Source organism: Longimicrobium sp. (assembly GCA_036387335.1).
Classification (GTDB): domain Bacteria; phylum Gemmatimonadota; class Gemmatimonadetes; order Longimicrobiales; family Longimicrobiaceae; genus Longimicrobium.
This window is the reverse complement of record DASVTZ010000127.1, coordinates 1-23,923: the sequence shown is the minus strand read 5'-3', so window position 1 is coordinate 23,923 and position 23,923 is coordinate 1. Positions and strand designations below refer to the sequence as shown.

Annotated in this window: 15 protein-coding genes and 2 riboswitches; of the genes, 9 read left to right on the top strand and 6 right to left on the bottom strand. The window is 72.1% G+C overall.

All coding sequences use genetic code 11. The features are described from left to right. The 4 genes from VF647_12090 to VF647_12075 all read right to left on the bottom strand — a co-directional run. A partial coding sequence (locus VF647_12090; GenBank protein ID HEX8452832.1) for a hypothetical protein occupies positions 1–239 on the bottom strand: 239 nt, incomplete at its 3' end. Between the two features lie 721 nt (positions 240–960). After that, the gene (locus VF647_12085; GenBank protein ID HEX8452831.1) at positions 961–5,898 is read right to left on the bottom strand and encodes a glycosyltransferase; all 4,938 of its coding nucleotides are present in this window, start codon (positions 5,896–5,898) and stop codon (positions 961–963) included. A 25-nt stretch (positions 5,899–5,923) separates the two neighbouring features. Beyond that, positions 5,924–7,024: an HD domain-containing phosphohydrolase gene (locus VF647_12080; protein HEX8452830.1), complete on the bottom strand. Its 1,101-nt coding sequence runs from the start codon at positions 7,022–7,024 to the stop codon at positions 5,924–5,926. Positions 7,025–7,233: 209 nt separating this feature from the next. Continuing rightward, on the bottom strand, positions 7,234–7,686 hold the full coding sequence (locus VF647_12075; GenBank protein ID HEX8452829.1) for a hypothetical protein: 453 nt from the start codon (positions 7,684–7,686) through the stop codon (positions 7,234–7,236). A 652-nt stretch (positions 7,687–8,338) separates the two neighbouring features. On the opposite strand from VF647_12075, the gene VF647_12070 reads away from it, so the two are divergent. The 3 genes from VF647_12070 (at position 8,339) to VF647_12060 (ending at position 10,693) form a co-directional block, all read left to right on the top strand. Further along, entirely contained in the window at positions 8,339–8,575 is a 237-nt protein-coding gene (locus VF647_12070) for a hypothetical protein (GenBank protein ID HEX8452828.1), read from the top strand. Between the two features lie 435 nt (positions 8,576–9,010). After that, the gene (locus tag VF647_12065) at positions 9,011–10,147 is read left to right on the top strand and encodes a DUF3131 domain-containing protein (GenBank protein HEX8452827.1); all 1,137 of its coding nucleotides are present in this window, start codon (positions 9,011–9,013) and stop codon (positions 10,145–10,147) included. A 189-nt stretch (positions 10,148–10,336) separates the two neighbouring features. Continuing rightward, positions 10,337–10,693, top strand: a complete 357-nt coding sequence (locus VF647_12060) for a hypothetical protein (GenBank protein ID HEX8452826.1) — start codon at positions 10,337–10,339, stop codon at positions 10,691–10,693. A 112-nt stretch (positions 10,694–10,805) separates the two neighbouring features. On the opposite strand, the gene VF647_12055 is transcribed toward VF647_12060, so the two are convergent. Together VF647_12055 and VF647_12050 are read right to left on the bottom strand one after the other, a co-directional pair. Further along, the gene (locus VF647_12055) at positions 10,806–11,942 is read right to left on the bottom strand and encodes a glycosyl hydrolase (GenBank protein HEX8452825.1); all 1,137 of its coding nucleotides are present in this window, start codon (positions 11,940–11,942) and stop codon (positions 10,806–10,808) included. Between the two features lie 14 nt (positions 11,943–11,956). Beyond that, positions 11,957–12,048, bottom strand: a riboswitch (cyclic di-GMP riboswitch). 214 nt (positions 12,049–12,262) lie between these two features. After that, complete coding sequence (locus VF647_12050) at positions 12,263–14,785, bottom strand: HD domain-containing phosphohydrolase (GenBank protein HEX8452824.1); 2,523 nt, start codon at positions 14,783–14,785, stop codon at positions 12,263–12,265. Positions 14,786–15,080: 295 nt separating this feature from the next. On the opposite strand from VF647_12050, the gene VF647_12045 reads away from it, so the two are divergent. From VF647_12045 to VF647_12020, 6 genes are all read left to right on the top strand, one after another. After that, positions 15,081–15,704 carry an SLBB domain-containing protein gene (locus VF647_12045; GenBank protein ID HEX8452823.1) on the top strand — a complete coding sequence of 208 codons (624 nt, stop codon included), beginning with the start codon at positions 15,081–15,083 and terminating at the stop codon, positions 15,702–15,704. 7 nt (positions 15,705–15,711) lie between these two features. Further along, entirely contained in the window at positions 15,712–18,135 is a 2,424-nt protein-coding gene (locus tag VF647_12040; GenBank protein ID HEX8452822.1) for a polysaccharide biosynthesis tyrosine autokinase, read from the top strand. A gap of 172 nt (positions 18,136–18,307) precedes the next feature. Beyond that, a riboswitch (cyclic di-GMP riboswitch) is annotated at positions 18,308–18,398 on the top strand. A gap of 10 nt (positions 18,399–18,408) precedes the next feature. Beyond that, positions 18,409–19,941 carry a sugar transferase gene (locus VF647_12035; GenBank protein ID HEX8452821.1) on the top strand — a complete coding sequence of 511 codons (1,533 nt, stop codon included), beginning with the start codon at positions 18,409–18,411 and terminating at the stop codon, positions 19,939–19,941. A gap of 19 nt (positions 19,942–19,960) precedes the next feature. After that, the gene (locus VF647_12030) at positions 19,961–21,547 is read left to right on the top strand and encodes a lipopolysaccharide biosynthesis protein (protein ID HEX8452820.1); all 1,587 of its coding nucleotides are present in this window, start codon (positions 19,961–19,963) and stop codon (positions 21,545–21,547) included. A 76-nt stretch (positions 21,548–21,623) separates the two neighbouring features. Beyond that, positions 21,624–22,661, top strand: a complete 1,038-nt coding sequence (locus tag VF647_12025; protein HEX8452819.1) for a glycosyltransferase family A protein — start codon at positions 21,624–21,626, stop codon at positions 22,659–22,661. Next, a complete protein-coding gene (locus VF647_12020) occupies positions 22,658–23,746 on the top strand; it encodes a polysaccharide deacetylase family protein (GenBank protein HEX8452818.1) in 1,089 nt (362 codons plus the stop codon). The genes VF647_12025 and VF647_12020 overlap by 4 nt, the downstream gene beginning before the upstream one ends. Positions 23,747–23,923 lie beyond the last annotated feature (177 nt).

The window sequence follows — 23,923 nt, the reverse complement described above, 5'->3', positions numbered from 1 at the left end:
AGCACGTAGAAGGCGCAGTAGTCGCACTGCGCCACGCAGACGTTGGTGTAGTTGATGATCCGCATCACCATGTATGTGGCGCGGTCGGGGGCGTGGTAGCGTGCGCGCACGGCGCCGGCCATCTGCTTCAGCTCGTCGTCGCTCGCGTGCTGCCACAGCACGCGCGCATCCTCCACCGATACCCTTCCACCGCCCTCCACCCTGGCGGCGATCTCTCCCACGGCCTCGTTGATCAGCACCCTCTTCTCCTTTCCGGGACACCCCCTCGTACCCCGAAAGATGCGCCGTGTGCTCCGGTCGGTCAATCAGGGGGCCGTATCACCCTGTAGGGGCGCGATTCATCGCGCCCGTGCCCGCCGTTGCACCGCCCCCCGTTAACGCACCCGCCGCCGGTAGGGGCAGACCTGCGTGTCTGCCCACCCTTTCCCCCACCCCGACCCCCGCCCCCCCACCACGATCCCGTAGGGGCTGCCCCACGTGGCTGCCCGTGCCCGCCCATTCGCCGCGGCCCGCCTCCAGGAGCGAATGAATCCGCCGCTGGACCCACACGAAGTCCGCCGTCGCGGACTCATGCATAAGATCGACGCGCGCCCCCACCTCTCTGTCATCCTGAGGGAGCCGCCACGCACAACCCCGTCGTACGCGGACCTTTCTGCGGCGACCGAAGGATCTAGCTGGCGAAACGCGAGGACCGGCGCCGGACCACGAGCCTCTCGCAACGCGCAGTAGATCCTTCGCTTCGCGCCAGAGGTTGGCGAACGGGAGAGGTCGGAGAGGCGCGTCGCTCAGGATGACAAAAGGGAGGGTGGCAGAGGCGGGCGACAGAGGCGGGCGACAGAGGCGGGTGATAGTGGCGGGTGACAAGCAGAGCAAACGAAAGAGGCACGGAGAGTACCCACTCTCCGTGCCTCCTGCAGTTCTCCGTCCGTGCCTCCGCGTCTCCGCGTGAGGCCCAGCGGTCTACAGCCCCGGAATCGCCACGAACTCCAGCTTGAAGTACGGGAACACGGACGGCGCATCTACCCGGTTATCCGTCTTCGCGCCAACCACGCCGATCAGGCGGAACGCGGGAGAGAACGCCATCTCCAGCACCGGCCCCGCCTGGAACGCGCGGTAGGTGTCGTCCGCCGCGGTGCCCTGCGCCACCAGCTCGGCGCCCAGGTTGATCGCGCCGCGCTCGCGGAACGACGCGATCTGCTGCAGCCCGCGGCCGCGCGTCCAGAAGTACTCGCCGCCCCAGTTGTAGCTCACGATCAGGTCGGCGCTCGCGCCGCCCTCCGAGCCCCAGTAGTTCCCCTGGAGCGCCGTCACCAGCCCGTCCTCGGCGCCGCCGGGCGCGCCGATGGGCGTCACGTCCTTGCCCTGGATGAAGAGGTAGCCGACGTTGGCCTGCACCGAGCCCGTGGGGAAGCCGTAGCGCAGCTCCACCTGCGGCTGCACCGCGTTCACGGACTCGGTGGTGTTCCCCGCCACCGGGTAGGTGAGGTTGTAGCCCATCACGCCCACACCCACACCGGGACCCAGCCCGGTGGTGTGCACCGAAGCACCCAGGAGGAAGAGCGCGAGATCCTGCGTGTCCAGCTCGGCACCGCCGTACACCACCGCCTGCAGCTGGGCCGACGCGGGCACGGCCGCGGCCGCGGCCGCCAGCGGGATGCAAAGGAGCGAAACCGCCTTTTTCAGCACGTAGGGTATGGCCATCTTCCTCTCCGGAACGGGTTTCTGGCGCGGGGGGGCTCCCCCGCTCCGCCGGACGCCGATGGCAAAACGCACGCCGATCGGAGTCTCGGTCGCCTGCGAAAAAACGGCTCTTCCCACGCCGCGGATCCTGGTGCCGGGGACGACGAAGCGCACCAGCGTCCCCTCCGGTACCGGCTCGTCCATCACCAGCCGCGCGCCGCTGGCGCTGATCTCTGCCAGCAGCGCCATCCTCCTCCCCGGCTCCTCGGGCGCGCCCGGGGCACTCCGCAGCCACACGCGCGCGGGAAGGCGCACCTGCTCGCGCCGCTCGCGGCGTGCGTTGCGCGTCCACTCCGCCGTGCGGGCCAGCAGGGGGCGCGGGCCGGTGTACTGAGCGCGCTCCAGCGGCACCGCGTGCTGGATGCAGTGGAGCTCGATGGCGTCGCGCACCCGCAGCGGCACCCCGTCGAACGCCACGCCGATCCGGTACATCGCCGGGCCGGGGCCCTCCAGCTTCACCTCGTGCACCACCTTCCCCCGCACGGTCACAGAGCCGGTGGTGAGCGGCAGCTTCATCCGCAGCTCGGACCCGGCCGGAAGCCGCTCCGGCATGCGGAAGGCGATCCCCGTGGGGTTCAGGTCCTCGGTCAGCGCGATCCACGACCGCGGCTTCCCGTTCGCCCCCGCGGGGGTGCGCAGCGTGATGGGGAACTGGTCGCGGAAGCGGTGGTCGCCGCGCTGCTGCCTCACCCGCAGGCTCAGCCCGATGACCGACGCCGCCAGGATGAAGTTGAGCGACGCCCACAGCAGGTTCACCCGGAACGCCGTGGAGGCCCATCCATCCACCCCGTACTCCACCCACCCGTTGCGGTGCGCCATCGTAGCCCACGCCAGCGCCACCAGCGTCGTCACCATCAGCACCACCTGGGGCGCGTAGGTGCGGAACGGCACGTGCCCCGGCCCCTTGGGCGTCACGGTGAAGCGCAGCGGCCGCGGCCACAGCACGGACGCCACCGCGCGGGTGTACGTCCAGAACTTCGCCATCTGGTAGCGCTCGGACATCCAGGTGTTCGCCGTGCCGCGCGAAACCAGGTCCGAGAGGATGAACGAGAGGAGCAGGAACGGCAGGAAGCGCAGCAGGAACTCGCGGTCCACCGCCTTGATGGGGAGCGCGCCGGTCAGGAAGAAGACCAGCGGCGCGCAGTAGAACACCAGCTTCTGCACCCCGCCCACGTACGCCGTCAGCGAGCCGAAGTACGACACGCGCTGCGACAGGGTGAGCCCGGGGTGGCTGAGCGGGTTGAAGCGGCGGAGGACCTGCATCGCCCCCTGCCCCCAGCGCAGGTGCTGCACGTGGAACGCCGTGGCCGACCCCGCCGCCAGCCCGTACGCCAGGCTCTCGCCGTAGTACGCCGACCTCCACCCCGCCGAGTGCAGCAGGAGCGAGGTCTCGATGTCTTCGGTGATGCTGTGCGTGCCGAAGCCGCCGATCGACTCCAGCGCCTCGCGGCGGAAGACCGCGCACGAGCCGCAGAAGAAGGCTCCGTTGATGGAGTCCTTGCCGGGCTGGATCACGGAGAAGAAGAGCCGCTGCTCCTCCCAGATCCGCTGCCACGACTCGTTGACGTCGTAGGTGAAGCCGTCCGTGTTGTAGAAGTCCTGCGGCGCCTGCACGAAGGCCAGCTTGGGGTCTTCGAAGAAGCCCAGCAGCCGGTCGAGGATGTGCGGGAGCGGCACGTGGTCCGCGTCCAGCTGCAGGACGAAGTCGCCGCGCGTGTGCTTCAGGGCGTGGTTGAGGTTCCCGGACTTGGCGTGGGCGTTGTCTTCGCGGCGCAGGTAGCCGATGCCGAGCTGAGCGGCCATCGCCTTCACCTCGTCGCGCTTCCCGTCGTCCAGGATGTAGGTGCGGTGCGGATAGCGGATGGCGCGCGCTCCCACGCAGGTGCGGCGGATCACCTCCAGCGGCTCGTCGAAGGAGGTGATGAACACGTCCACGCTCAGCCCCTCGGGCGGCGTCACCGGATCGCGGTGCTTGAGGCGCCACACGGAGTGCACCATGATGAACGCCGTGAGCAGCCCCCACGTCTCCGCCAGCACGAGCGGGATGGAGAACCAGAGCGCCCTGGTGTTCAGCGACTGCGTCCACCGCCAGGAGATGTAGTAGACGCCGTACGCCAGCGTGACCACCGCCAGCACGCGGATCATCCGCTCCTGCCACTTCGGAAGGCGCGGCACCGAGTACCGCGTGGCCTTGCGCGCCTGCACCGGCGGCGTCGGCACCACCGGCTCCGCCGCCAGGATCGCCGGAAGCTCGTGCACCGTCGCCGTCTTCAGCTCCGGCGCGACCTCCGCGGGCGCAGCGGTCTCCGGCTCCGCGACGAGCTCCATCGCAGGCTCGGCGGCAGTCTCGGGCTCCGCCACCGACTCCATCGCGGGCTCGGCCTGGAGCTCCGTCGCCGGTTCTATCGCGAGCTCCGCGGCGGGCTCGGCCGCGAACTCCGTGACCAGCTCGGGCTCGAGCTCCGCCGGCTCGGTTGCGAACTCGGCGGCCGGCTCGGATTCGGGGTCCGCCGGTTCGGCTGCGAACTCCGTCACCGGCTCGGATTCGAGATCCACCGGTTCGGCTGCGAACTCCGTTACGGGCTCGAGTTCGAGCTCCGCGGCAGGCTCGGCTGCGAACTCCGCTTCGAGCTCCGCCGGCTCGACTGCGAGCACGGATTCCGGCTCCAGCTCCTCAGCCGGCGCGACCTCGTCCTCGTCGTAGCGCGCAACGTCGTCGAACGGCGCAGCCTCTACGGCTGGCGCGACCTCATCGAGCGCTGCTACCTCATCGAGGAACGTGACCTCATCGGACGGCGCAGCCTCGTCAGCGAGCGCGGGCTCAGCGTCCAACTCGGCCGATGGCGCGATCTCATCGAGGTACGTGACGTCTTCCAGCTGTGCAGAGTCGACCGGCGGGGCGACCTCGTCAGGCGTCGTGACTTCGTCCAGCTGTGCAGCCTCGACCGGCGGCGCGACCTCGACGAACGTGGCGGCTTCATCAACCGGCGCGGCCTCGATCGACGGCGGAACGTCGTCGAGTGCTGCGGTCTCGAACGCCGGTTCAACGTCGTCGACCGGTGCGGCCTCGATCGACGCCGCGACGTCGTCTCGCGGAGCGGTTTCGACCGAGGGCGCCAGGTCGTGCGGCGCCGTGTCCTCGACGGGCGGCGCGATCTCATCGAACGCCGCGGCATCGAAAGCGGGCGCGGCCTCGTCGTCCGGTGCGTCCACATAGCGCGCAACGTCGTCGAGCCACGCGGGATCTTCGACGGGTGCAGCCTCGACTGGTCCCGCGAGCTCCTCCGGCGGAGTGAGATCCGCGAACGGGGCGGCTTCGGTGGCGAACGCGGGCTCGGGCTCGGCGACCGGCTCCGGCTCGGAGGCATCGTGCGGCGCCATGAAGGCGGCGACGATCGCATCCAGTTCGGACACCCCGGCGGCCGCCGCGGGCTCGGTGATGCCGGCGTCCGCGTCGGACAGATCGTCGGCGGCGACCCGCTGCGGCTCCGCGACGGGCGGGGGCTCCACGACGGGCAGCGGGGCGGCGAAGGCCTCGGGTGCCGGCTCGTCCAGCGCTTCGCCGGGGGCGAGGGCGGCGGCGACCTCGCAGCGGGAGCCGAGGGCGCGGCGGATCTCCTCCACCTCGTCCGGCTCGGCCAGGGCGAGCGCGTGGCCCACCCGCGCGCCCAGGTCGCGCAGCCCCGGCGCGTCGAACGGCGCGTAGAAGAGCAGCAGGCCGCCCGCACGCCCAACTTCCGACCGCGCGACGGACCAGTGGCGATGCGCGAGCACCTGCTCCGGGTCCGGCGCCTCACCGGAGGGGAGGAACGAGAAACCCAGCCCCTCCACGGGCCGGGCGGTGCGCCGTACCGATGCGCCGAAGAGGACCACGTCCGCGGCCCCCTCGTAGTTCGGAACGCCCAGGTGCAGGTGCAGCGACGGCGACTCGAAGTCCAGCTCCGCCAGCACCACCATCCTTCCGTCCGACGCCGCCTCCTGCGCCACGGCGACCGCGGCCTCGGGACCCCACCCTTCCGCCCGGGCGCGCGGCCCTGTCACCAGGAGGATGGCGTTCCACACCGAGGCCCGCCCCTCCAGCAGCGCCCGAACCGGGTCCGGCCCCTCCGGCGTGGCCGGAGGGGCGGACGTGGTGTCGAGAGCGGAAGGCGAATGCATCGTCTTGGCGGTCACGGATCCTGTCTCAGGCCCCCAGCACCCCCGCGGCGACCGGGCGCGAACGGCTCGCGTCGCGCGGCTCCTCGAGAAGCTGGAGCGTCGCCTCGCGGGGGAAGGTCGCCTCGCCGCGGCGCAGGAGGGCGTCCAGCGTGGCGCGCACCTCCGGGAACTCCGCGTCCGGCGGGAAGCAGACGTCCGCGCCGGCGCCGAGAAGCTCCACGCGGCGGCGGGCGTCGGCCGCGTCCACCACCAGCACCGGGAGCGACGCGGCAAGCCCGCGCACCTCGCGGATCAGCGCGGCGGCATCGCCGTCCGGGATGTCGGCGCCCACCACCAGAGCCTGCGGGGCCCCGGCGCGCAGCCGCTCGCGCAGCGCGGCCGCGGTGCCGGCGGTCTCGGTGGCGTAGCCCTCGCCGTGCAGGCGCGCGGCCAGCTCCAGCGCGCGCAGCTCGAGGGGGTGCACCACCGCCACGCGCCCGCCCCAGCCGTAGCCGATGCCGTGGCGCTCGCGCTGCGCAAAGACGCGGCGCAGGACGCTCACCACCAGCGGGTCGAAGGCGCTGCCGGCCTGCCGCTGCAGCTCGTCCACCACCGCCGCCGCGCCGGAGCGGCCCTCGCCCAGCAGCGCCGCCGCCGCGCGGGCCACCGCCAGCACCCGCGCCGGAAACGGGATCTGCTCCTCGCGGAGCCCGGCCGGGAGCCCGCCGCCGTCCCACCGCTCGTACTGGTGCGCCAGCGCCTCGCGCGCGGCCTCGGGGAGCGACACGCCCGACAGGAGCTGCAGCGTGACGGCCAGGTTGCGCCCCGGCTCGCCGCTGGAGCCGCCCAGGTCGCCCAGCAGCGCCGCCAGCCCGAGCGCTTCCTGCTGCGGCGCGCCCAGCCCCAGCTCGCGTCCCAGCGCCTGCACCAGCAGGCGGCGCAGGCTGCTCTCGGCGCGCATCACCGGCCCGTCGCGCTCCAGCAGCCGCACGAGCACTTCGGCCAGCGCGGCGGTGGACGAGCCCCCGGCGTCCTGCGCGGGAGCCGCGTCCGGCGCGGACGCGGTCGCGGGCGGGGTGCTCACGGGAACGGCTTCATCGTCGGCCATTTCGGGGGCCGAGACGGCGCGCTGAGCGGGCTTGGGCATGATGTTCCTCGCAATACGTGTCAGGAGGGTGTGCCTTGGACAACGGTCGGCCGGGTGGCCAGCGGCGGGCAAAGCGTCGCGGAACCTCTCGCCTGCCGTGAGGCGGCGTGAGGCTGGCCCGCGACTCCAAAGCAAAAAGCTTGCCCCCAAAAAAGCCTGTTTCCAGGGCTGGCGCAAGTGTAATGTTACGTTTCATGTAACAGTACGTGCTAGTCGCGGCGCCTTCCCGGCCACGCGCGCCGAAGCGCGCTCGCGGCCAGGAGCCACGCGACGCCGCCGATGGCCATCAGCAGCACGATCCCCGCCGGCACCATCAGCGCCGCGAACGCCACCGAAAACACCGTCGTTCCGGTCTTCGCGAGCGGCGGCGCGTCCTCCCTCAGCTTGACCGAACGCGCTGTATCCGCCCTTCCCGCCGTGCCGGGTACGACGCCCGACTCCGCGTTCGGATAGGACTCCGCCGTTTCACCCTCGGGCGAACGCGACGGAGCCGGCCGGGGAGCGATCTCCGGAGCACCGCTCAGCGGCGAGTCCGCGGGCTCAGCCGCCACGCGCGTAGTCATCGCGGCCGTGCCAGCCGAGTCCGCCGCGTTGGGCGTGCGCGCCAGCGGATCCGACGCGCTGGCCGCGCGCGACGACGTATCTGGCGCAGCCGTCGCCACGCGAGGTGCCGGGGCGCGGAGCGTAGTATCCCTGCGAGTTGCACGACTCGGAGGCACGGCGCGAGACGTGGAGGCTATCGGTGTGTCGCCGAGAGTCGTCCAGGTCGGCGGACTCGTTTTCCGGCGCGTGGCCGGCGATGTCGTTTCGCGGCGTGGCTTTGTGGCTTGCGCAACAGTAATGCGCCGAGGCGCCGGGGCTTCCGATGATGCCTCGCGGCGAGCAGTCGGCGCACGCGTGTCGCGGCGAGGTGTGATTCGCGGCGCGCTGTCGCGGCGCGCTTCCCGGGCGCGCGCAGCTGTCTCGCGGCGCGCAGTCGGCGAGGATGTCTCGCGGCGAGGAGCGGCGGGTCGAGCCGCGGTGTCGCGCCGAGCCACCTGCGTCGAGGACCTGCGCTCGCGGCGAGGGGTCGATGCGGCGGTGTCGCGCACGCGTGCCGAGCTCGGACGCGACGTCTCCCGACGCGTCGCTTCCGCGGTGTCGCGCCGGCGTGGCGGCGTGGTTGGTGAGGTTTCCGATCGCGCGGGCGGCGAGGGCTCCTCGCGTGGCGATGGATCGGTCGCCAGGCGAGAGGTTTCCGGTTCCGCGGCGCGGGTGCGCGGGCGGGAGGCGCGTGGGGGTACCAGCCCCGTCAGGCGAACGGGCGGCGGCTCGATGCGGCCAACCTCCGCGTCGCGGACCCTCACCGCCGACAGCGTTCCCGCGGGGTACTCCTGCACGGCGACGGCGAACTCGCGCGGCCGGAGCCACACGCAGCGCGAGCCGCCGGCCACGGTGCCGGCGGCGCCCCACAGCTCCGCGTCGAAGCGGACGGCCACGGGGTACGGGTTGGTGTTCTCGACGACGAGGTGCCCGGCGGAGGGGGTGCGGTTCGTATCCAGCCAGGCGTGAAACACCACGCCGGAGCGCGTCGCGGCGGGGATGTACTTCACCAGGGCGGGGGCGGACGGGGAGGATGTTGCGAGCGACCCCTGGCACGTGGCCTGCGCTTCCGCCACCTTGCCCGTCGCCAGCGCGCACACGCCCGCCAGGAGCGCCGCGGCGACGCTCCCGTTGCGGACTGGCGGCCGTGCCCGCACGGGCCTTCCCGCGCGGGCATCGGACCGTGTCCATCCGGCCCCAACGATGAAATCCCGATTCGTGCAGAATCCCACGATGTATGCCACGGCCCTCATGCTCGGTATTGGGGGCTGGCTCGTGTTCACGTCACCGGACGGGAGCGCTGGACGATCGGGCGACGCACATCCCGCGCCCCAGCCCGCGCGTGCGGCCCCCCCCCTGCCCCCCCCGGGGCTGGACACGCTCCCCGGCGAGCGGGCGAACTTCATGCTGGCCGCCCAGAGCGCCTGGGTGTACGTGGAGCGCGAGTACCAGCCGGCCACGGGCTTCGTAAACTCGGTCGTCGCGTACCCGTACGCAACGATTTGGGACATCGCGAGCGGTCTGGCGGCGCTGTACTGCGGCAACCGGCTGGGGCTGCTGGAGGACGACGAGTACGACCGCCGCATGCGCCTGGCCCTCCACACGCTGGGACGGCTGCGGCTGTTCGACGGCATCGCGTTCAGCAAGAACTACTCGACGCGCACGGGCGTCATCGCCGGGCGCGACGACCGCGACTGGAGGGCGGGCGAGCGCGGCACGGGGTGGTCCGCCACGGATATCGGGCGGATGCTGATCTGGCTGCACGTCATCCGCACCAACCAGCCGAAGTACGCGCCCAAGATCGACTCCATCGTGGCGCGGCTGGACATGACCAAGCTGGTGAAGGACGGCTACCTGTGGGGCTCCACCCTCACCCCGGCGGGCCGCGAGCTGAGGTACGTGGAGGGGCGCATCCCCTACGAGCAGTACGCGGCGGCGGGCTACGCGGCGTGGGGCTACCGCGCGGAGCAGGCGCTGAACCCCGCCCTGAACGCCATCCCCATCACCGTGCTGGGCGTGCCCCTGGTGGCGGACCGGCGCGGCCAGGACCACCTCACCAGCGAGCCCTTCGTCCTTCACGGCCTGGAGGTGGGATGGTCGCCGGCGCTGCGCGACCTGTCGATGCGGATGCTGGAGGTGCAGCGCGAGCGCTTCAGGCGGACGAAGAAGGTGACGATGGTGAGCGAGGACGCCATCCCCCGGCCGCCGTACTACTTCTACTACTACAACGTGAACCTGCAGGGGAAGACGTTCGTGGTGAGCGCGCAGGGCGCCAGCAACGCGTCGGGCACGCGGCCCTGGGTGAGCGCCAAGGCGGCCTGGGGATGGCACGCGCTCCTTCCCAGCGACTACACGCGCATCGCCCTGCGCACCGTGGCCGATGCGCGGCGCACGACCGGGTGGAGCTCGGGAGTCTACGAGGCGAACGGGCACTCCACCGGCGGCGAGAACGTGAACACGGCCGCCGTGATCCTGGAGGCGGCGCTCTACCGCATGACCGGCCGCCCGCTCGCCGCGCCACCGCCGCGGACCGCCCGCTAGACCCCAACTGCATGTCTCACGCAGAGGCGCAGAGACGCAGGAGAGGGAGGCTTCGCGAACACAAAGCTTTCGCAAAACCCTGGGATGAATTAAATGGTTGGGGAGAGAGCCGGATCTCTGCGCCCCCTCTCTGCGTCTCCGCGTCTCCGCGTGAGGCCCGCTGTTCCACCCTGGAAACCAACGGAGACCATGAGCATCAGGCGAATCGCGGTGCTGGCCTGCATCCTTTCCACGGCGGGTTGCGCGACCGTCGGCCGGCGCCCCGCGCCTAAGTCGGTGTCGGGGACGGTGGCGCACGGAGAGTTCGTGAACGTCCCGTCCGGCACCGTGAACGACTGGAGCCTCCTGGTGTCGCCGATGCGGATGGGCGTGGAGGAGCCGCGCTCCGAGAACGACAACCGCCTCCTCGCCATCCGCGTGTTCGCCACCGTCGCCACCGACACCTCGTGGCAGGTGACCGCGCAGTACCGATTCGGCTACGCGCTCACCAACGGCTCGGTGTTCTGGGTCCCCGGCTCCGCCAACTTCCTCCTCGTGCCGCGCTGACGCACTCTGACCGACTTCCGTTCCGGCTTTGCCACAAGCTGCATGATGTGTAGAAAAGAAGCGCCCCGCCGAGAGCATCTCTCGGCGGGGCGCTTTCGCGTGCGGTCCGTGCTCAGCGCGAGGCGAGCATGTTCGCGTTGCGGGAGGCGGGGGCCTCGTTGTAGGCCATCGCGACCCCGTTGTCGCGCATCGCGTCGCGGAAGGCGGCGAGCGACGCGGCGCTGGAGTTCACGCGCCAGTCCGTCTCCTTGTCCATGTTGAACCAGACGGCGCCCACCACGTTGGGGTGCGAGCGGAGCGTGGCGTAGGCGTCGCGGATCCAGCGGGCCTTGGCGTCGCCGCTCCCCTCGTCCGACGCGAACTCGCCGATCAGGATCGGCTTCCCCGGGTAGCGCTTGGCCAGGTCGGAGAGCATGTGGTCGGCCGAGGCGCCGTCGAACATGGCGGCGGGAGCCAGCCAGTCGCCGCCCCAGATCTTGGGCGCGTTGAAGCCGTGCGCGCCCACGTAGTCCACGTAGTCGCCGCCCGGGTAGTAGTTGCCGTACCAGTTCCAGTGCGACTCGCCGGTAGCGCGGTTGGTGAGCGGGTTGCCCACGTTCGGGTTGAACACCCAGCGCACGTTGGTGGCGCCCTCGCGGCGGAAGATGTCCACGATGCGGCGCCAGGCCTGCGCGTAGCGCGCCGGGGCGTTCTGGTCGGCCCCGTTGGCGGCGCCCTGCCAAGCGTAGTCCCAGTTGCCGTTCATCTCCCACGCCGGCTCCACCAGCACCACCGAGCCCAGCGAGGCGATCTGGCGGGCGACGCGCACCAGCTCCGCGTCCGCCTTGCCGGCGATGATCGGCTCGAGCACACCGGTGCGCGGTCCGCCGGCCCAGCGCACGTCGAGCGCAAGGTAGCTGGTGGCGCCGGTGGAGACGACCTCGCGCACCAGCTTGCCGCACCAGCCCGTGGCGGAGAAGTCGCACGACAGGTCGTGGAACGTCTTCACCAGCGCGGGCTGCTTTCCAGTGAGCTTGCCGAAGTCGCGGATGGCGCCGGCGATGTTCTCGGGCGTGCTGAGCGCGTCGCCCAGGTACGCGCCGCCGAAGAACGGGCGGTTGGACGGGTCGGCGATCATGGGGGACGGCGCCGGCTCCGTCTCGGACGGCGTGGAGCCGGTGGGGGAGTCGCCGCAGGCGGAGATCGCGAGGATCACGAGGGGCAGGAACAGCGCGGCTGGACCGCGGCGTACGGTGCGCGTGGATCGCATGGCACATCACCCTCTTCGGCGGCCCGACTGGCATGGCGGGCGTGTGGCCCGCTGTAGCCTCGTAGCTTTGCGTCCCCGTCTTTCGGCGGGTTTGCCGTTCTCGGTGGGAGCCCGGGATGTCCGGGCGAGGAACCGGGCGGCTTACCGCCCGCCCTCTCCATTCGCACGGCGCGTTCCGGCGCCGTGCGGAATGCCAACTGGCTGTTCCTCAATTACTTACGGATGCAGTGCCCGGTGGGGATGCGGCCGCGGGTGCCGTGTTTTGCGGTGGAAGCTGAATTTTGCAACAGCAACGAAACAGCAATCTGCAGTTTTGTTGTTCAGGCCGTGGCTTCGCGGCGGCGGAGGAGCGCGTCGAGGGTGGCGCGCACCTCGGGGAACTCGGCGTCCGCGGGGAAGCAGACGTCCGCGCCGGCGCCCAGGAGCTCCACGCGGCGGCGGGCGTCGGTGGCGTCGACCACGAGCACCGGGAGCGAGCCGCCCACCGCGCGCACCTCGCGAACCAGCCCGGCCGCATCCGCGTCCGGAAGGTCGGCGCCCAGCAGCAGCGCCTGGGGTGAGCCGGTCCGCAGCAGCTCGCGAAGGCCCGCGGCGCTGCTGGCGGTCTCGGCCGCGTAGCCCTCGCCGTGCAGGCGCGCGGCCAGCTCCAGCGCGCGCAGCTCGTGCGGGTGCACGACGGCCACGCGCCCGCCCCAGCCGTAGCCGATGCCGTGGCGCTCCCGCTGCGCGAAGACGCGGCGCAGCACGCTCACCACCAGCGGATCGAAGGCGCTGCCCGCCTGGCGCTGGAGGTCGTCCACCACCTGCCCGGCGCCGGGGCGTCGCTCGGAGAGCAGCGCCGCCGCCGCCCGCGCGACGGAGAGGATGCGCGCCGGGAAGGGGATTCGCTCCTCCCGCAGCCCCGCCGGGAAGCCGGCGCCGTCCCACCGCTCGCACTGGTGCGCGAGCGCCTGCCGGGCCGTCTCGGGGAGCGTGACGCCGGAAAGGAGCTGCAGCGTGACCGCGAGCTGCCGCCCCGCATCCGCCTCGCCGCCACCGCGCAGCTCGCCGAGGGCGCTGAGGAGCGCCGCCAGCGCGAGCGCGTCCTGCTGCGCGGGCGGAAGGCCGAGCTCCCGCGCCAGTGCCAGCGCCAGCAGGCGGCGCAGGCTGCTCTCGGCGTGCATCACCCCGCCCTGCTGCTCCAGCACGCGCACCAGCACCTCCGCCAGCCCCGCGGCGCCGGCACCCATCTCCGCCTCTGCCGCGGCCTGCGGCGCGCCGTACATCTCGGCGCGGATCTGGGCCAGCGGGTCGGCAGGCGGGGGCGCGGGGCGCGCCGTGTACGCGAGCTTGGCGAGCTCGTCGAAGCGCACCGGTCCCGCGGGCTCCTCGTCGAATGCCTCCGCCTCCGGCTCGGTCAACGGCTCGGCGGGGATGGGCTCGTTCTGCGCCTGGGCCTCCACGAAGCGGGTGATGTCTTCATCCGCGTCGTCGAAGATGGAGGCGACGGGCTCGTTCTGCGCCTGGGCCTCCACGAAGCGGGTGATGTCTTCGTCCGCGCCGTCGAAGATGGAGGCGACGGGCGCGTCGGCCTCGTCCTCTGCTTCCTCCGCCGACGCATCCTCGTCCACCTCGATCACCGCCGGTTCGTCCACTTCCTCCTCGTCCGGGAGGGACGCCTCCGGGGCGGCGTCATATGCGACCGGAGCCTCCTCGGCGGCGGGCTCTTCCACCACCTCGGGATTGTCCGTGGATGCGGCCCAGCGCTCCGCAACGTACGCGGAGGGCGCGAGCGCGGCGGCGTCGATTCCATCGAGAACGCCTTCGAACGGCTCGGCTTCCTGCTCCTCCGCCGCGGCCGGCTCCGGCTCGGCGGCGAGCGGCGCGGGGTCGGCGTCCAGCTCCGAGGGGTCGGCGACCTGGACGGGCTCGGCGGCGGGGACGGGCTCCGGCGGCGCGTACGCGGCAAACGTTTCCGGAAGCTCTTCCCGCGGTGGCACATACGCCACCTCCGCGGGTACTGGGTCCGGCGCGGCGGGAGGCGCCTCGAAGACGGTCTCCTCCCTGGCGCGCGGGGGTGCGGCGGGCTCGGGCTGCGGCTCGTCCACGCGGCCGCCGGTGACGGTGCGCACGAGCCACGAAAAACGGCTCTTCAGCGGGGCGGATGCGGGCTCCGGCTCCGGTTCGCGCACGGGCTCCGGAGGCGGAGTGGGCGCGATGGGATCGGGCTGGCGCATGCGCCACGCGGGCGTGGGCTCGGGCTCGGGGGTGGGCGCGGGCGGCTCGGCCGGGCGCGTGCGCCACGCGGGCACCGGATCGGGCTCGCGCGGCGCCTCCGGCTCGGGGGCGCGCGGCGCGGGAGGATCGACGCGGCGCAGGCGCCAGGCCGGTACCGGCTCGGGCGGGGCCGGCGCGGGCTCCTCGGCGATGGCGGGCTCGGCATCCTCGTCGTCGTCGAAGGAGGAGGCCACGATCTCGGACTCGCCGTCCTCCGGGTCGCCGTTCTCCAGGCGCACCACGCGGCGGTAGAGCTGCATCGCCTCCACGCGGCGCCCGGCGGCCTCCGCGATGTCGCCCAGGGCACGCAGGGCGACGATGTTCTCGGGGTCCAGCCGCACCACGTCGCGCCACACGGCGGCCGCGCGCTCGTCCTCGCCCTGGTCGGCCAGGACGCGGGCCAGCACCACCAGGCCACTGGGGTAGTCGCCGTGCCGCCGCAGCCCCTCGGTGAGCACCTGCTGCGCCTGCTTGAGCTCGCCCGCCTTGCGGTGCGCCTCGGCCAGGTGCACGAAGACGCGGCTTCCGGGGTTGCGCGCGTATTCTTCTTTGAGCTTGCGGAGCTGGCTTCGGGAGGTGTCGGCCATGTTGGCTTCGAGGAGTTGGATGCAGAGGCGCCGGACGCGCGGAGGCACCGGTCCCCACACAATCGGGCCGGAGCGCGGGTCCTGCAAGGTCTGCGGCGGCGGCGGCCCCACCGGCCGGAGCGCACATCGTGGGCCAATCGCCCCGGCGGCGCGGCGTTTTTCGTTACACCTCGGCCGCCGCTACCCTGGTCCGCAGATTGCAGGAAACGGTGTTCAGCAAGGCAACCGAATGGCGTCCGCTCCAGATGCCGCCTGGCATCTGCCGGTGTCGATACCAATCCAAATACAGAGTCCAATGACCGAAGCGATCGCCCGCGCAGCCCGGCTGGCCGCAGTCGTGCTCGCCATCGTGTGCGCGCTCCCCGGCGCCGTGCAGGCGCAGCCGGGCTCGGTCGACCCGCTGCGCCCCGGGGACCTGATCCGCTTGAAGATCTGGCGCGAGCCGGACCTCTCCGGCGAGTTCCGGGTGGACGACGAGGGTGTGGCGGTACTGCCCCGCCTGGGACCTACACAGGTCGGCGGGCAGGCGCCCGCGGCGCTCACCGCCCGTCTGGTGGCGGCGTACGCGGACTTCCTCCAGCACCGTTCCATCGAGGTGGTGCTCCTCCGCCGCATCCAGGTCCTGGGCGCGGTGCGGAATCCGGGGATCTACTCGGTGGAGCCCGCCATGACCGTTTCAGATGCCCTGGCGCTGGCCGGCGGCACCACGTCGGAAGGGAACCCCAAGCGGATCGACCTGATCCGCGGCGGGCGGCGCCTTCCGGTGGCGCTCTCGGCCGAAACGCGCCTGGCCGCAACCTCCATCCGCTCCGGCGACCAGCTTTTCGTGCCGGAGCGGGGCTGGCTCACCCGCAACACCGGGATCGTGACGGCCGTGATCACCGGCACGGTGAGCCTGCTGATCGCGCTACTCCGCTGAGGCATCCATGAACGAACAACTCGCCCTTCCGGGCTCCACGGCGCCGGTCGCCCCCGCGGCGGCCCACGGCAGCGTGCCCCGCACCCTGTGGGGCGCGCTGCGCCGGCACCGCTGGCTGATCCTCGCCTGCATGGTCGCGGGGCTGGGCGCCGGCTACGTGCTGGTGCGGCGCATCGAGCCGTCGTACCGGGCGCAGACCTCGCTGGAGGTGCGCGCCCCCCGCCCGGGGCTGCAGACGGCGACCACCACCGCGGTGGTGGAAGACGACAACATCGCCACCGACATCCGGGTGCTGCAGAGCCGCACGCTGGCCGAGGCGGTGGTGGACTCGCTGCGGCTGCAGGTGACGGTGGCCAAGCCCGGCGGCGCGCGGCGCTCCTCGCTCCTGGCAGACATGGAGGTGGGGCCCGACGTGCAGCCCGCCCGCTACCGCTTCGAGCGGCGGGAGGACCAGAGCTTTGAAGTCACCGACGCGGAGAGCGGCGCCGGCCTGGGCACCTTTGCGCCGGGCGCCGAGGTGAGGATCCCCGAGGGGCGGCTGGTGCTGGCGCGGACCGCGGCGCGCACCCCCGAGTTCGAGGTGTCCATCGACTCGCGCCAGGGCGCCGCCGCCTCGCTGATCGGCGCCACCGACGTGACGCAGCCGGACCGCAACGCCAGCGTGGTGGACATCCGCTACGAGGGGAGCGACCCCGAGCTGGTGCGCGACGTTCCCAACGTGCTGGCCGCCAACTTCATCGCCATGCGGCGCGAGGTGCACAGCACCGAGGCGCGCACCACCGCCAACTTCCTGCGCGGGCAGCTGGGCACCATCAAGGGGCAGCTCACCGAGGCGGAGAACAAGCTCCAGTCCTTCCGCGAGGCGAACCAGGTGGTGGACCTGCCGGTGGAGGCGAGCACGCAGGTGGCGCGGCAGGCACAGATGCAGGCGGAGCGCGGGATGCTGGAGGCGGAGCGGGCCTCGCTGGGCAACCTCATCAACCAGGCGCGCACCCGGGTGCGCACCCCCGGCCAGCCTTCCCCCTTCCGCGAGCTGGTGGGCCACCCTTCCCTGCTGCGCAACGAGGCGGCGTCGGAGATGCTCCGCTCGCTGACGGCGCTGGAGAGCCAGCGCGCGGAGCTGCTGACGCGGCGCAAGGAGCACGACCCGGACGTGGTGGCGCTCACGCAGCGCGCCCAGGCCCTGGAGTCGCAGCTCACCTCGCTGGTGACGACATACCAGCGGGGGCTCGCCAACCAGGTTTCGTCCATCGACAACACGCTGGGCACCTTTTCGCGGCGGATGGACCAGATCCCGGGGAAGCAGCTGGAGTTCGCGCGGCTCTCGCGGCAGACGCGGGTGCTGGAGGAGACGTACGGGCTGCTGCAGACGCGCCTCAAGGAGGCGGAGATCACGCAGGCGGTGCAGGACCCGCGCGTCCGGGTGGTGGAAGCGGCGGAGCTCCCCATGAAGCCGGTCGGCTCGCAGAAGGGGCTCCTGCTGGGGCTCACCGGCGTCGCCGGGCTGCTGCTGGGGGTGGGCGCGGGGATGGTGCGCGAGTACCGCGACGGCACCGTGCACAGCCGCGACGACGTGCAGGCCGCCACCGGCTACCCCGTGCTCGGCTGGGTGCCGCGCATCACGGAGCTCAAGGAAGCGGAGAAGCGCCCCGGCGCGCTGACCTCGGCCAGGCGGATGCTGACTCCCGGCGGCGGCGGCACCGCGCTCGTCCCCTCGGGCGGGCTCCCGATGCTGCCGGGGACCGCCGCCGGCCCCTCGCCCGCGGCCGACGCCTACGAGTGGCTGCACCGCAACCTGCAGTTCGCCGAGCCGGACGCGGAGGTCAAGACGCTGGTGGTGAGCAGCCCCCTGCCCGGCGACGGCAAGAGCACCAGCGCGGCGGGGCTGGCGGTCACGCTGGCCCGGCGCGGGCTCAAGGTGCTGCTGATCGACGCGGACCTCCGCCGCGGCACGCTCAGCACCCGCATAGGGCCGCGGAAGCGCGGGCTGAGTGACCTTTTGGCCGGCAACGCGTCTTTCCAGCAGGTGCTGCGAACCGTGGACGTTGGGAATGGCAACGCTTTGCATTACATTCCTACCGGCGTCCTACCCGCGGACTGCACCCGGCTGCTCGGCTCGGCCCGCGCGCAGGCCCTCATGGAGTGGCTGCGGCAGAAGTACTACCTGGTGATCCTGGACACGCCTCCCATCAACGTCTTCGCGGACACCGCCGTGCTGGGCGGCTACGTGGACGCGGTGATGCTGGTGGCGCGGGCCGGGGTGACGCCCTTCGACGCCCTGGTGGAGTGCGCGGAGCAGTGCCGCCGGGCCCGGCTGCCGGTGCTGGGCACGCTGCTCAACGACATCGACCCCGACCGCGACCGCGAGTACGACGCCGCCTACAAGTGGCAGTCCTACGCCCAGAGCTACTACACGGCGCCGCAGGCGTAGCGGAAGTGGGAAAAGCGTGTAAGGTGAACGCGCCAAAGGGGATCGGCACATAATGTTACAGGGAAACACCAGCGGCAGATGGTACGGAATTCGCTTAGTCCCATAGCAAGGACGGACGCCGGAGAGGAACCCGGTAGTAACAGCCTGAGCGTCATCCGGCGCTTCGGTCCGCACCCGAGAAGAGCACACCCGCCGCGAGGCGGGGCCGCAGAGCCAGGGGTCTCGCAGGTGCAGCAGCCTGCCGAGATGGCCCAGCCGCCGAAGGTGAGCGTGATGAGCACTCCAGTACTGAAAAGCCCCTTTCTTCGAGCGTTCCCCGGCGTCGGGCTCTTTCCGACGCCCAGGGCCGCCGAGCCCACCGCACCGGCGGCGGGCATCGCCGCGGCGAACCCGCCCGAGCGCAACGCGTTCACCCCGGAGCTCGGGGGAACGCTGGACACCTTCGCGGCGCTCGCGGTGCTGTTCGCGGTGTGGGCCTTCGCCAACCTCCAGCGGCTGCCGGCGGGGGTCGATGCCTTCCTCGCGCAGCAGGTGAGCGTCAAGAGCGCGGTCATGGTGGGCGGCTTCGCCCTCCTCTGGCCGCGCATCCTGTCGCTCGCCGGCCTGTACGAGCCGGGGCCCTTCCGCCGCCGCGAAGACATCCTGCGCGTGCTGGCCGCGTGCACGGTGGGCGCGGCGCTGGCCTTCGCCTTCCCGCTGATGGCGCTGAGCCCGGCGCTGCGCGTGCAGACGGCGCTCTTCTTCTGGGCCGGCTCGGTGGGCGCCACGCTGGCGATCCGCGCGCCCTTCTGGACGCTGGTGGGCACCGCCCGCACCCGCACGGTGCGCCGGGTGATCGTGCTGGGGAGCGGACCGCGCGCGCTGCGGGTGGCGCAGGAGATCCGCGCCAGCGGCGACGGGGTGGAGCTGCTGGGCTTCGTGGACTCCAACGACCACCACCTGTCCGAGAGCCTGGACGCGCCCAAGCTGGGGTCGCTGGAGGAGCTGGAAGAGATCCTGATGCACCAGGTGGTGGACGAGGTGCTGATCGCCCTCCCCATCAAGTCGTGCTACGAAGAGATCCAGCACGCCATCGGCGTGTGCGAGCGCACCGGCACCGAGTCCAAGTACCTGGCCGACGTCTTCCAGGTGGCGGTGGCACGCCCCCGCCTGGAGCACGGAGACCGGCTGTCGGTGGTGGCGATGAAGGTGTTCCACGACGACTACCGGCAGCAGATGAAGCGCGCGGCCGACTTCGTGTGCGCCGCCATCGGCCTGGTGCTGCTGGCGCCGGTGATGCTGGCCATCGCCATCGCCATCAAGATGGACAGCCCGGGGCCGATCTTCTTTGCGCAGGAGCGCTACGGCCGCAACAAGCGCCGCTTCAAGATGTGGAAGTTCCGCACGATGGTGCCCAACGCGGAAGTCCTGCAGAAGCTGCTGGAGTCGCAGAACGAGGCGATCGGGCCGGCGTTCAAGATCCGCAACGACCCGCGGGTGACGGCGGTGGGGCGCTTCCTGCGCAAGACCTCGATGGACGAGCTTCCGCAGCTCATCAACGTGCTGCGCGGCGACATGTCGCTGGTGGGCCCGCGCCCCATGGCCGTGCGCGACGTGCAGCTCTTCGACCAGGCGTGGTTCATGCGCCGGTTCAGCGCCCCCCCGGGGATGACGGGGCTGTGGCAGGTGAGCGGGCGCAGCAACCTGGGCTTCGACGACTGGGTCACGCTGGACCTGAAGTACATCGACGAGTGGTCGCTCGCGCTGGACATGAAGATTCTGGCGAAGACGATTCCCACCGTGCTGCGCGGGGTGGGGGCGAGCTAGCCCCCACCGCCACCCCCCTATGATCCAGACCGACAGGAGCGCGCCCCAGGAGTCCGGCGAGGCGCGGCCGCCGCACGGAAGCGAGGGAACCCCTCCCGGCGGGCTGGCGCAGCGCACCATGTCGGCCGCGCGCTGGAAGTTCGCCTCGGCCGTGTGCCAGGGGATCTTTCAGTTCGCGGTGGGCGTGCTCCTGGCGCGGCTCCTTCCGCCGGACGACTTCGGCGTGGTGGCGCTCGCCATGGTGGTGGTGGGGTTCGCGGCGCTCGTGGGAGACCTGGGGCTCGGGCCCGCCGTGGTCCAGAGCCGCACCCTCACTCCCCTGCACCTCCGCACCGCCTTCACCGCGTCGCTCCTCCTGGGGGCGGCGCTCACGCTGGTCCTGCTCGCCCTCGCGCCGCTCTCGGCCTCGCTGCTGCGCAGCCCCGAGCTGCCGGGGGTGCTTCGCCTTCAGTCCGCCGCGTTCGTGTGCGGGGCGCTGGGAGTTACGGCGCGCGCCGTCCTGCAGCGCAGGCTGGACTTCCGCCGCCTCTTCGTGGTGGAGCTGGCGAGCTACACCGTGGGGTACGCGGGGGTGGCGGCCGGGATGGCGCTGATGGGCTACGGCGTGTGGAGCCTGGCGTGGGGCGCGCTGGTGCAGTCGCTGCTGGGCAGCGCGATCGCCCTGGCGATGGTGCGCCACTCCGTGCGCCCCCGCCTGTCGAGCGTGGAGCTGCGCCAGCTCTTCGCCTTCGGGGCGGGGGTGAGCCTCAACAACGTGATCAACTACGTCGCGCGCAACGGCGACAACCTGATCGTGGGCCGCTGGCTCGGCGCCACGGCGCTGGGGCTGTACGGCCGCGCCTACAACCTGATGATGCTTCCGCTCACCTACCTGGGGGCGGTGGGGTACAGCGTGATGTTCCCCGCCATGGCCGCCATGCAGGACGACCGGGAGCGGCTGGGGCGAGCGTACCTCATCAGCGTGCAGGTGACGGCGTTCCTGACGGCTCCCATCATGGCCGGGATGATCGTGGCGGCCCCGCACATGGTGCGCGCGCTGTACGGCGGCCGCTGGGCGGCGATGGTCCTTCCGCTGCAGGTGCTGTGCGCCGCCGGCTTCTTTCGCGCCGTGTACCACCTGGCCGGCGCCTTCACGCACGCATCGGGCAAGGTGTACTCGGAGACGGCGCGGCAGGTGGTGTACGCGGCGTGCGTGGTGATTGGGGGTGCCATCGGCACGCGGTGGGGGATCCTGGGGGTGGCGGTGGGCGTGAGCCTGGCCATCGTGCAGATGTACCTGGCGATGGCCTCGCTGGTGCTGGGGCTGGCCGGGCTGCGCTGGGCCGACTTCGTGGTGGCCCAGCTCCCGGGCGTGGTGCTGTCGCTGCTGGTGGGCGGCGCGGCGCTGGTGGCGCGGCTGGCGCTGGAGCGGCTGGGGCTGGGGAGCGGGGCCATCTTCCTGGGCATCCTGGCGGCGTGCGCCCTCACCGTGCCGGCGGGGGTCTACCTCCTTCCGCGGCGCGTGCGGCCCGTGGCGCTCTTTGCGCGGCTCACCCCCGCGCTGGGCCGCCTACCGGCTCCCCTTCCCCGCTGGATGGGAACGATCCTTCGGCTGACGCCGGGGTGAGCGTCGGGGTGCCGTGTCTTACCCTGCGTGACACCTTGATCCTTTCGCGATCGCACAGAACATCGGTCGGGACGGCATGAGCAACGAAACGTTACAGGTCCTGGTGAGCGTGGTGACCGCGTGCCACAACGCGGAGCCGTTCGTGGCGGAGACCATCGAGTCGGTGCTGGCGCAGACGCACCCGGCCGTGGAGCACGTCCTGGTGGACGACGCCTCCACCGACGGGAGCTGGGAGGTGATCGAGCGCTACGCCGCCGCGCACCCGCACCGCGTGCGCGCGCTGCGCCTGGACGCGAACCGGGGAGGGTGTTTCGCCCGCAACCGCGGCGCCGAGCAGGCGCGCGGGGGGTTCCTCATGTTCCTGGACGCCGACGACCTGATCGCCCCCGACACTCTCGCCGCGCTGGCCGATTCCGTGCGCGACGTGCCGCTGGGGATCGCCGTGTGCGCCTGGAAGAACCTGGAGCAGCGGGACGGCCGCTGGGTGGAGAGCGGCGGCGGGGTGCCGGAGCCCGGGACCGACCACCTCTGGTCGTGGCTCGACGGCAAGGGTGCCGCCACCTGCTCCGTCCTCTGGCGGCGCGACGCGTACGACCTCACGGGGGGGTGGGACGAGGCGCTCGCGTACGACCAGGACAGCGACGTCACCCACCGCGCGCTGGCGCTGGGCGCCAGGGTGGTGCGCGCGCGGGGCGGGATGGGCTTCTACCGCCGGCACGGGCAGGCGCGCGCCTCGGTGAGCACCACCGTCTCCGCCCGCAAGCTGGCGTCGTGGATGAAGGTGAACGAGAACCTGGAAGAGCTGCTCACCCGGCAGGGGCGGCTGGACCAGTACGCCGAGAAGCTGGGCATGGGGTACCAGGCGGTGGCCCTTCTCGGCTTCCAGCAGGGCTTCAACGACGTGGCGCGCGAGTGCCTGCGCCGGGCCGATGCGTACGGGGTCAGGACCCCCGGCTCCGGAAAGCGGCTGGGGCGCATGCTGGAGCGGATGATCGGGCTGGAGCACAAGGAGCGGGTGATTCAGTGGCTCGCCCGCCGCGGGATCGCCACCCGCGACCGCCGCGAGGCGCTGGCGGCGCAGGAAGCGCTGCGGGCGGACCGCCCGGCGGCGTGACGGCGGGCGTGGAGCTCGCCCGGCGGGTGGCCGCCGCGGCCCTGTGGCGCGTGGGCTCGCTGCGGGTGTACCAGCCGCTGCTGCGGAAGCCGGTGGTGGGGTTGTGCTACCACGTGGTCACCGACCGGGTTCCGCCCCACGTGGTGCACCTGGACCGCTTCAAGACGCCCGCGGAGTTCGAGCGCGACCTGGTGTGGCTCAAGCGCAACCGGCGCCTCGTCTCCTTTCCGGAGGCGCTGGCGGAGTACGAGTCCGGACGCGCACGCGCCACACCCCCGGTGCTGGTGAGCTTCGACGACGGGTACGCGGAGTGCTTTTCCGTGATCCGCCCCCTCCTGTTGGAGCACGGCATCCCCGCGGTGTTCTTCATCACGCGCGACTTCATCGACAACCGGCGGCTCTTCTACCGCAACAAGGTGTCGCTGGCCATCGAGGCGCTGAAGGAGATGGAGGCGGGGCGAAGGGAGGAGCTCGCCCGCGAGTTCACCGGCGCCCCGGCAGGGGGGCTGGTGGACTGGCTCCGCGCGCGTACCTTTTACGACGACGCGCTGCTGGACGACTTCTGCGCGCGCGCCGGTGTGGACCTGGCGGCGTACCTGGCCGAGCGCCGCCCGTTCATGACGGCGGACCAGGTGCGGCAGCTCGCGGCCGATGGCTTCACCATCGGCGGGCACACCCTGGCGCACCCGTACCTCCACGCCCTGCGCACTCCCGAAGAGGTGGAGACGCAGATCGTGGAGTCGTGCCGTTTCGCCGCGGGGTTCGGCGGAGGCGGGCGCATCCCCTTCGCCTTCCCCTTTCGCGGCGACGGGCTGGACCGCGGGCACCTGCGCCGGATCCTGGACGAGAACCCGTGGATCGGGCCGCTCTTCGACGTGCGGGGGGTGAACGACGACGCGGAGTTCATCGCCAACCGCGTGATCGCGGACACGCGACCGGCGCCGGGGGCGACCTCGTCCAACGTGCCGGATCTGCTGCGCGTGGCGTACCGCGAGGCGGTGTACTTCCGCTACTCCGCCCGCGCGGCCACGGCGCGGGAGGTGCCGGCCGTGCCGCCGGTGAGCGAGTTTCTTGCGGCCCCGTGACCGGGCGACATCTTACGGGAGTGGACGGATGACGGATGAGCGCGGGGAGCGGGAGCCGCTGGTCTCGGTGGTGACGCCGTGCTACAACGCGGCGCCGTTCGTGGCGGAGACCATCGAGTCGGTGCTGGCGCAGACGCACCCGTCGGTGGAGCAGATCGTGGTGGACGACGCCTCCAC

Bases quoted from the DNA above. Each gene is read 5' to 3' on its own strand.
- VF647_12060 (HEX8452826.1), top strand. From the start codon at position 10,337: ATGAGCATCAGGCGAATCGCGGTGCTGGCCTGCATCCTTTCCACGGCG.
- VF647_12085 (HEX8452831.1), bottom strand. From the start codon at position 5,898: ATGCATTCGCCTTCCGCTCTCGACACCACGTCCGCCCCTCCGGCCACG.
- VF647_12040 (HEX8452822.1), top strand. From the start codon at position 15,712: ATGAACGAACAACTCGCCCTTCCGGGCTCCACGGCGCCGGTCGCCCCC.
- VF647_12050 (HEX8452824.1), bottom strand. From the start codon at position 14,785: ATGGCCGACACCTCCCGAAGCCAGCTCCGCAAGCTCAAAGAAGAATAC.
- VF647_12080 (HEX8452830.1), bottom strand. From the start codon at position 7,024: ATGCCCAAGCCCGCTCAGCGCGCCGTCTCGGCCCCCGAAATGGCCGAC.
- VF647_12045 (HEX8452823.1), top strand. From the start codon at position 15,081: ATGACCGAAGCGATCGCCCGCGCAGCCCGGCTGGCCGCAGTCGTGCTC.
- VF647_12070 (HEX8452828.1), top strand. From the start codon at position 8,339: ATGCGGCCAACCTCCGCGTCGCGGACCCTCACCGCCGACAGCGTTCCC.
- VF647_12025 (HEX8452819.1), top strand. From the start codon at position 21,624: ATGAGCAACGAAACGTTACAGGTCCTGGTGAGCGTGGTGACCGCGTGC.
- VF647_12030 (HEX8452820.1), top strand. From the start codon at position 19,961: ATGATCCAGACCGACAGGAGCGCGCCCCAGGAGTCCGGCGAGGCGCGG.
- VF647_12035 (HEX8452821.1), top strand. From the start codon at position 18,409: ATGAGCACTCCAGTACTGAAAAGCCCCTTTCTTCGAGCGTTCCCCGGC.
- VF647_12065 (HEX8452827.1), top strand. From the start codon at position 9,011: ATGCTGGCCGCCCAGAGCGCCTGGGTGTACGTGGAGCGCGAGTACCAG.
- VF647_12055 (HEX8452825.1), bottom strand. From the start codon at position 11,942: ATGCGATCCACGCGCACCGTACGCCGCGGTCCAGCCGCGCTGTTCCTG.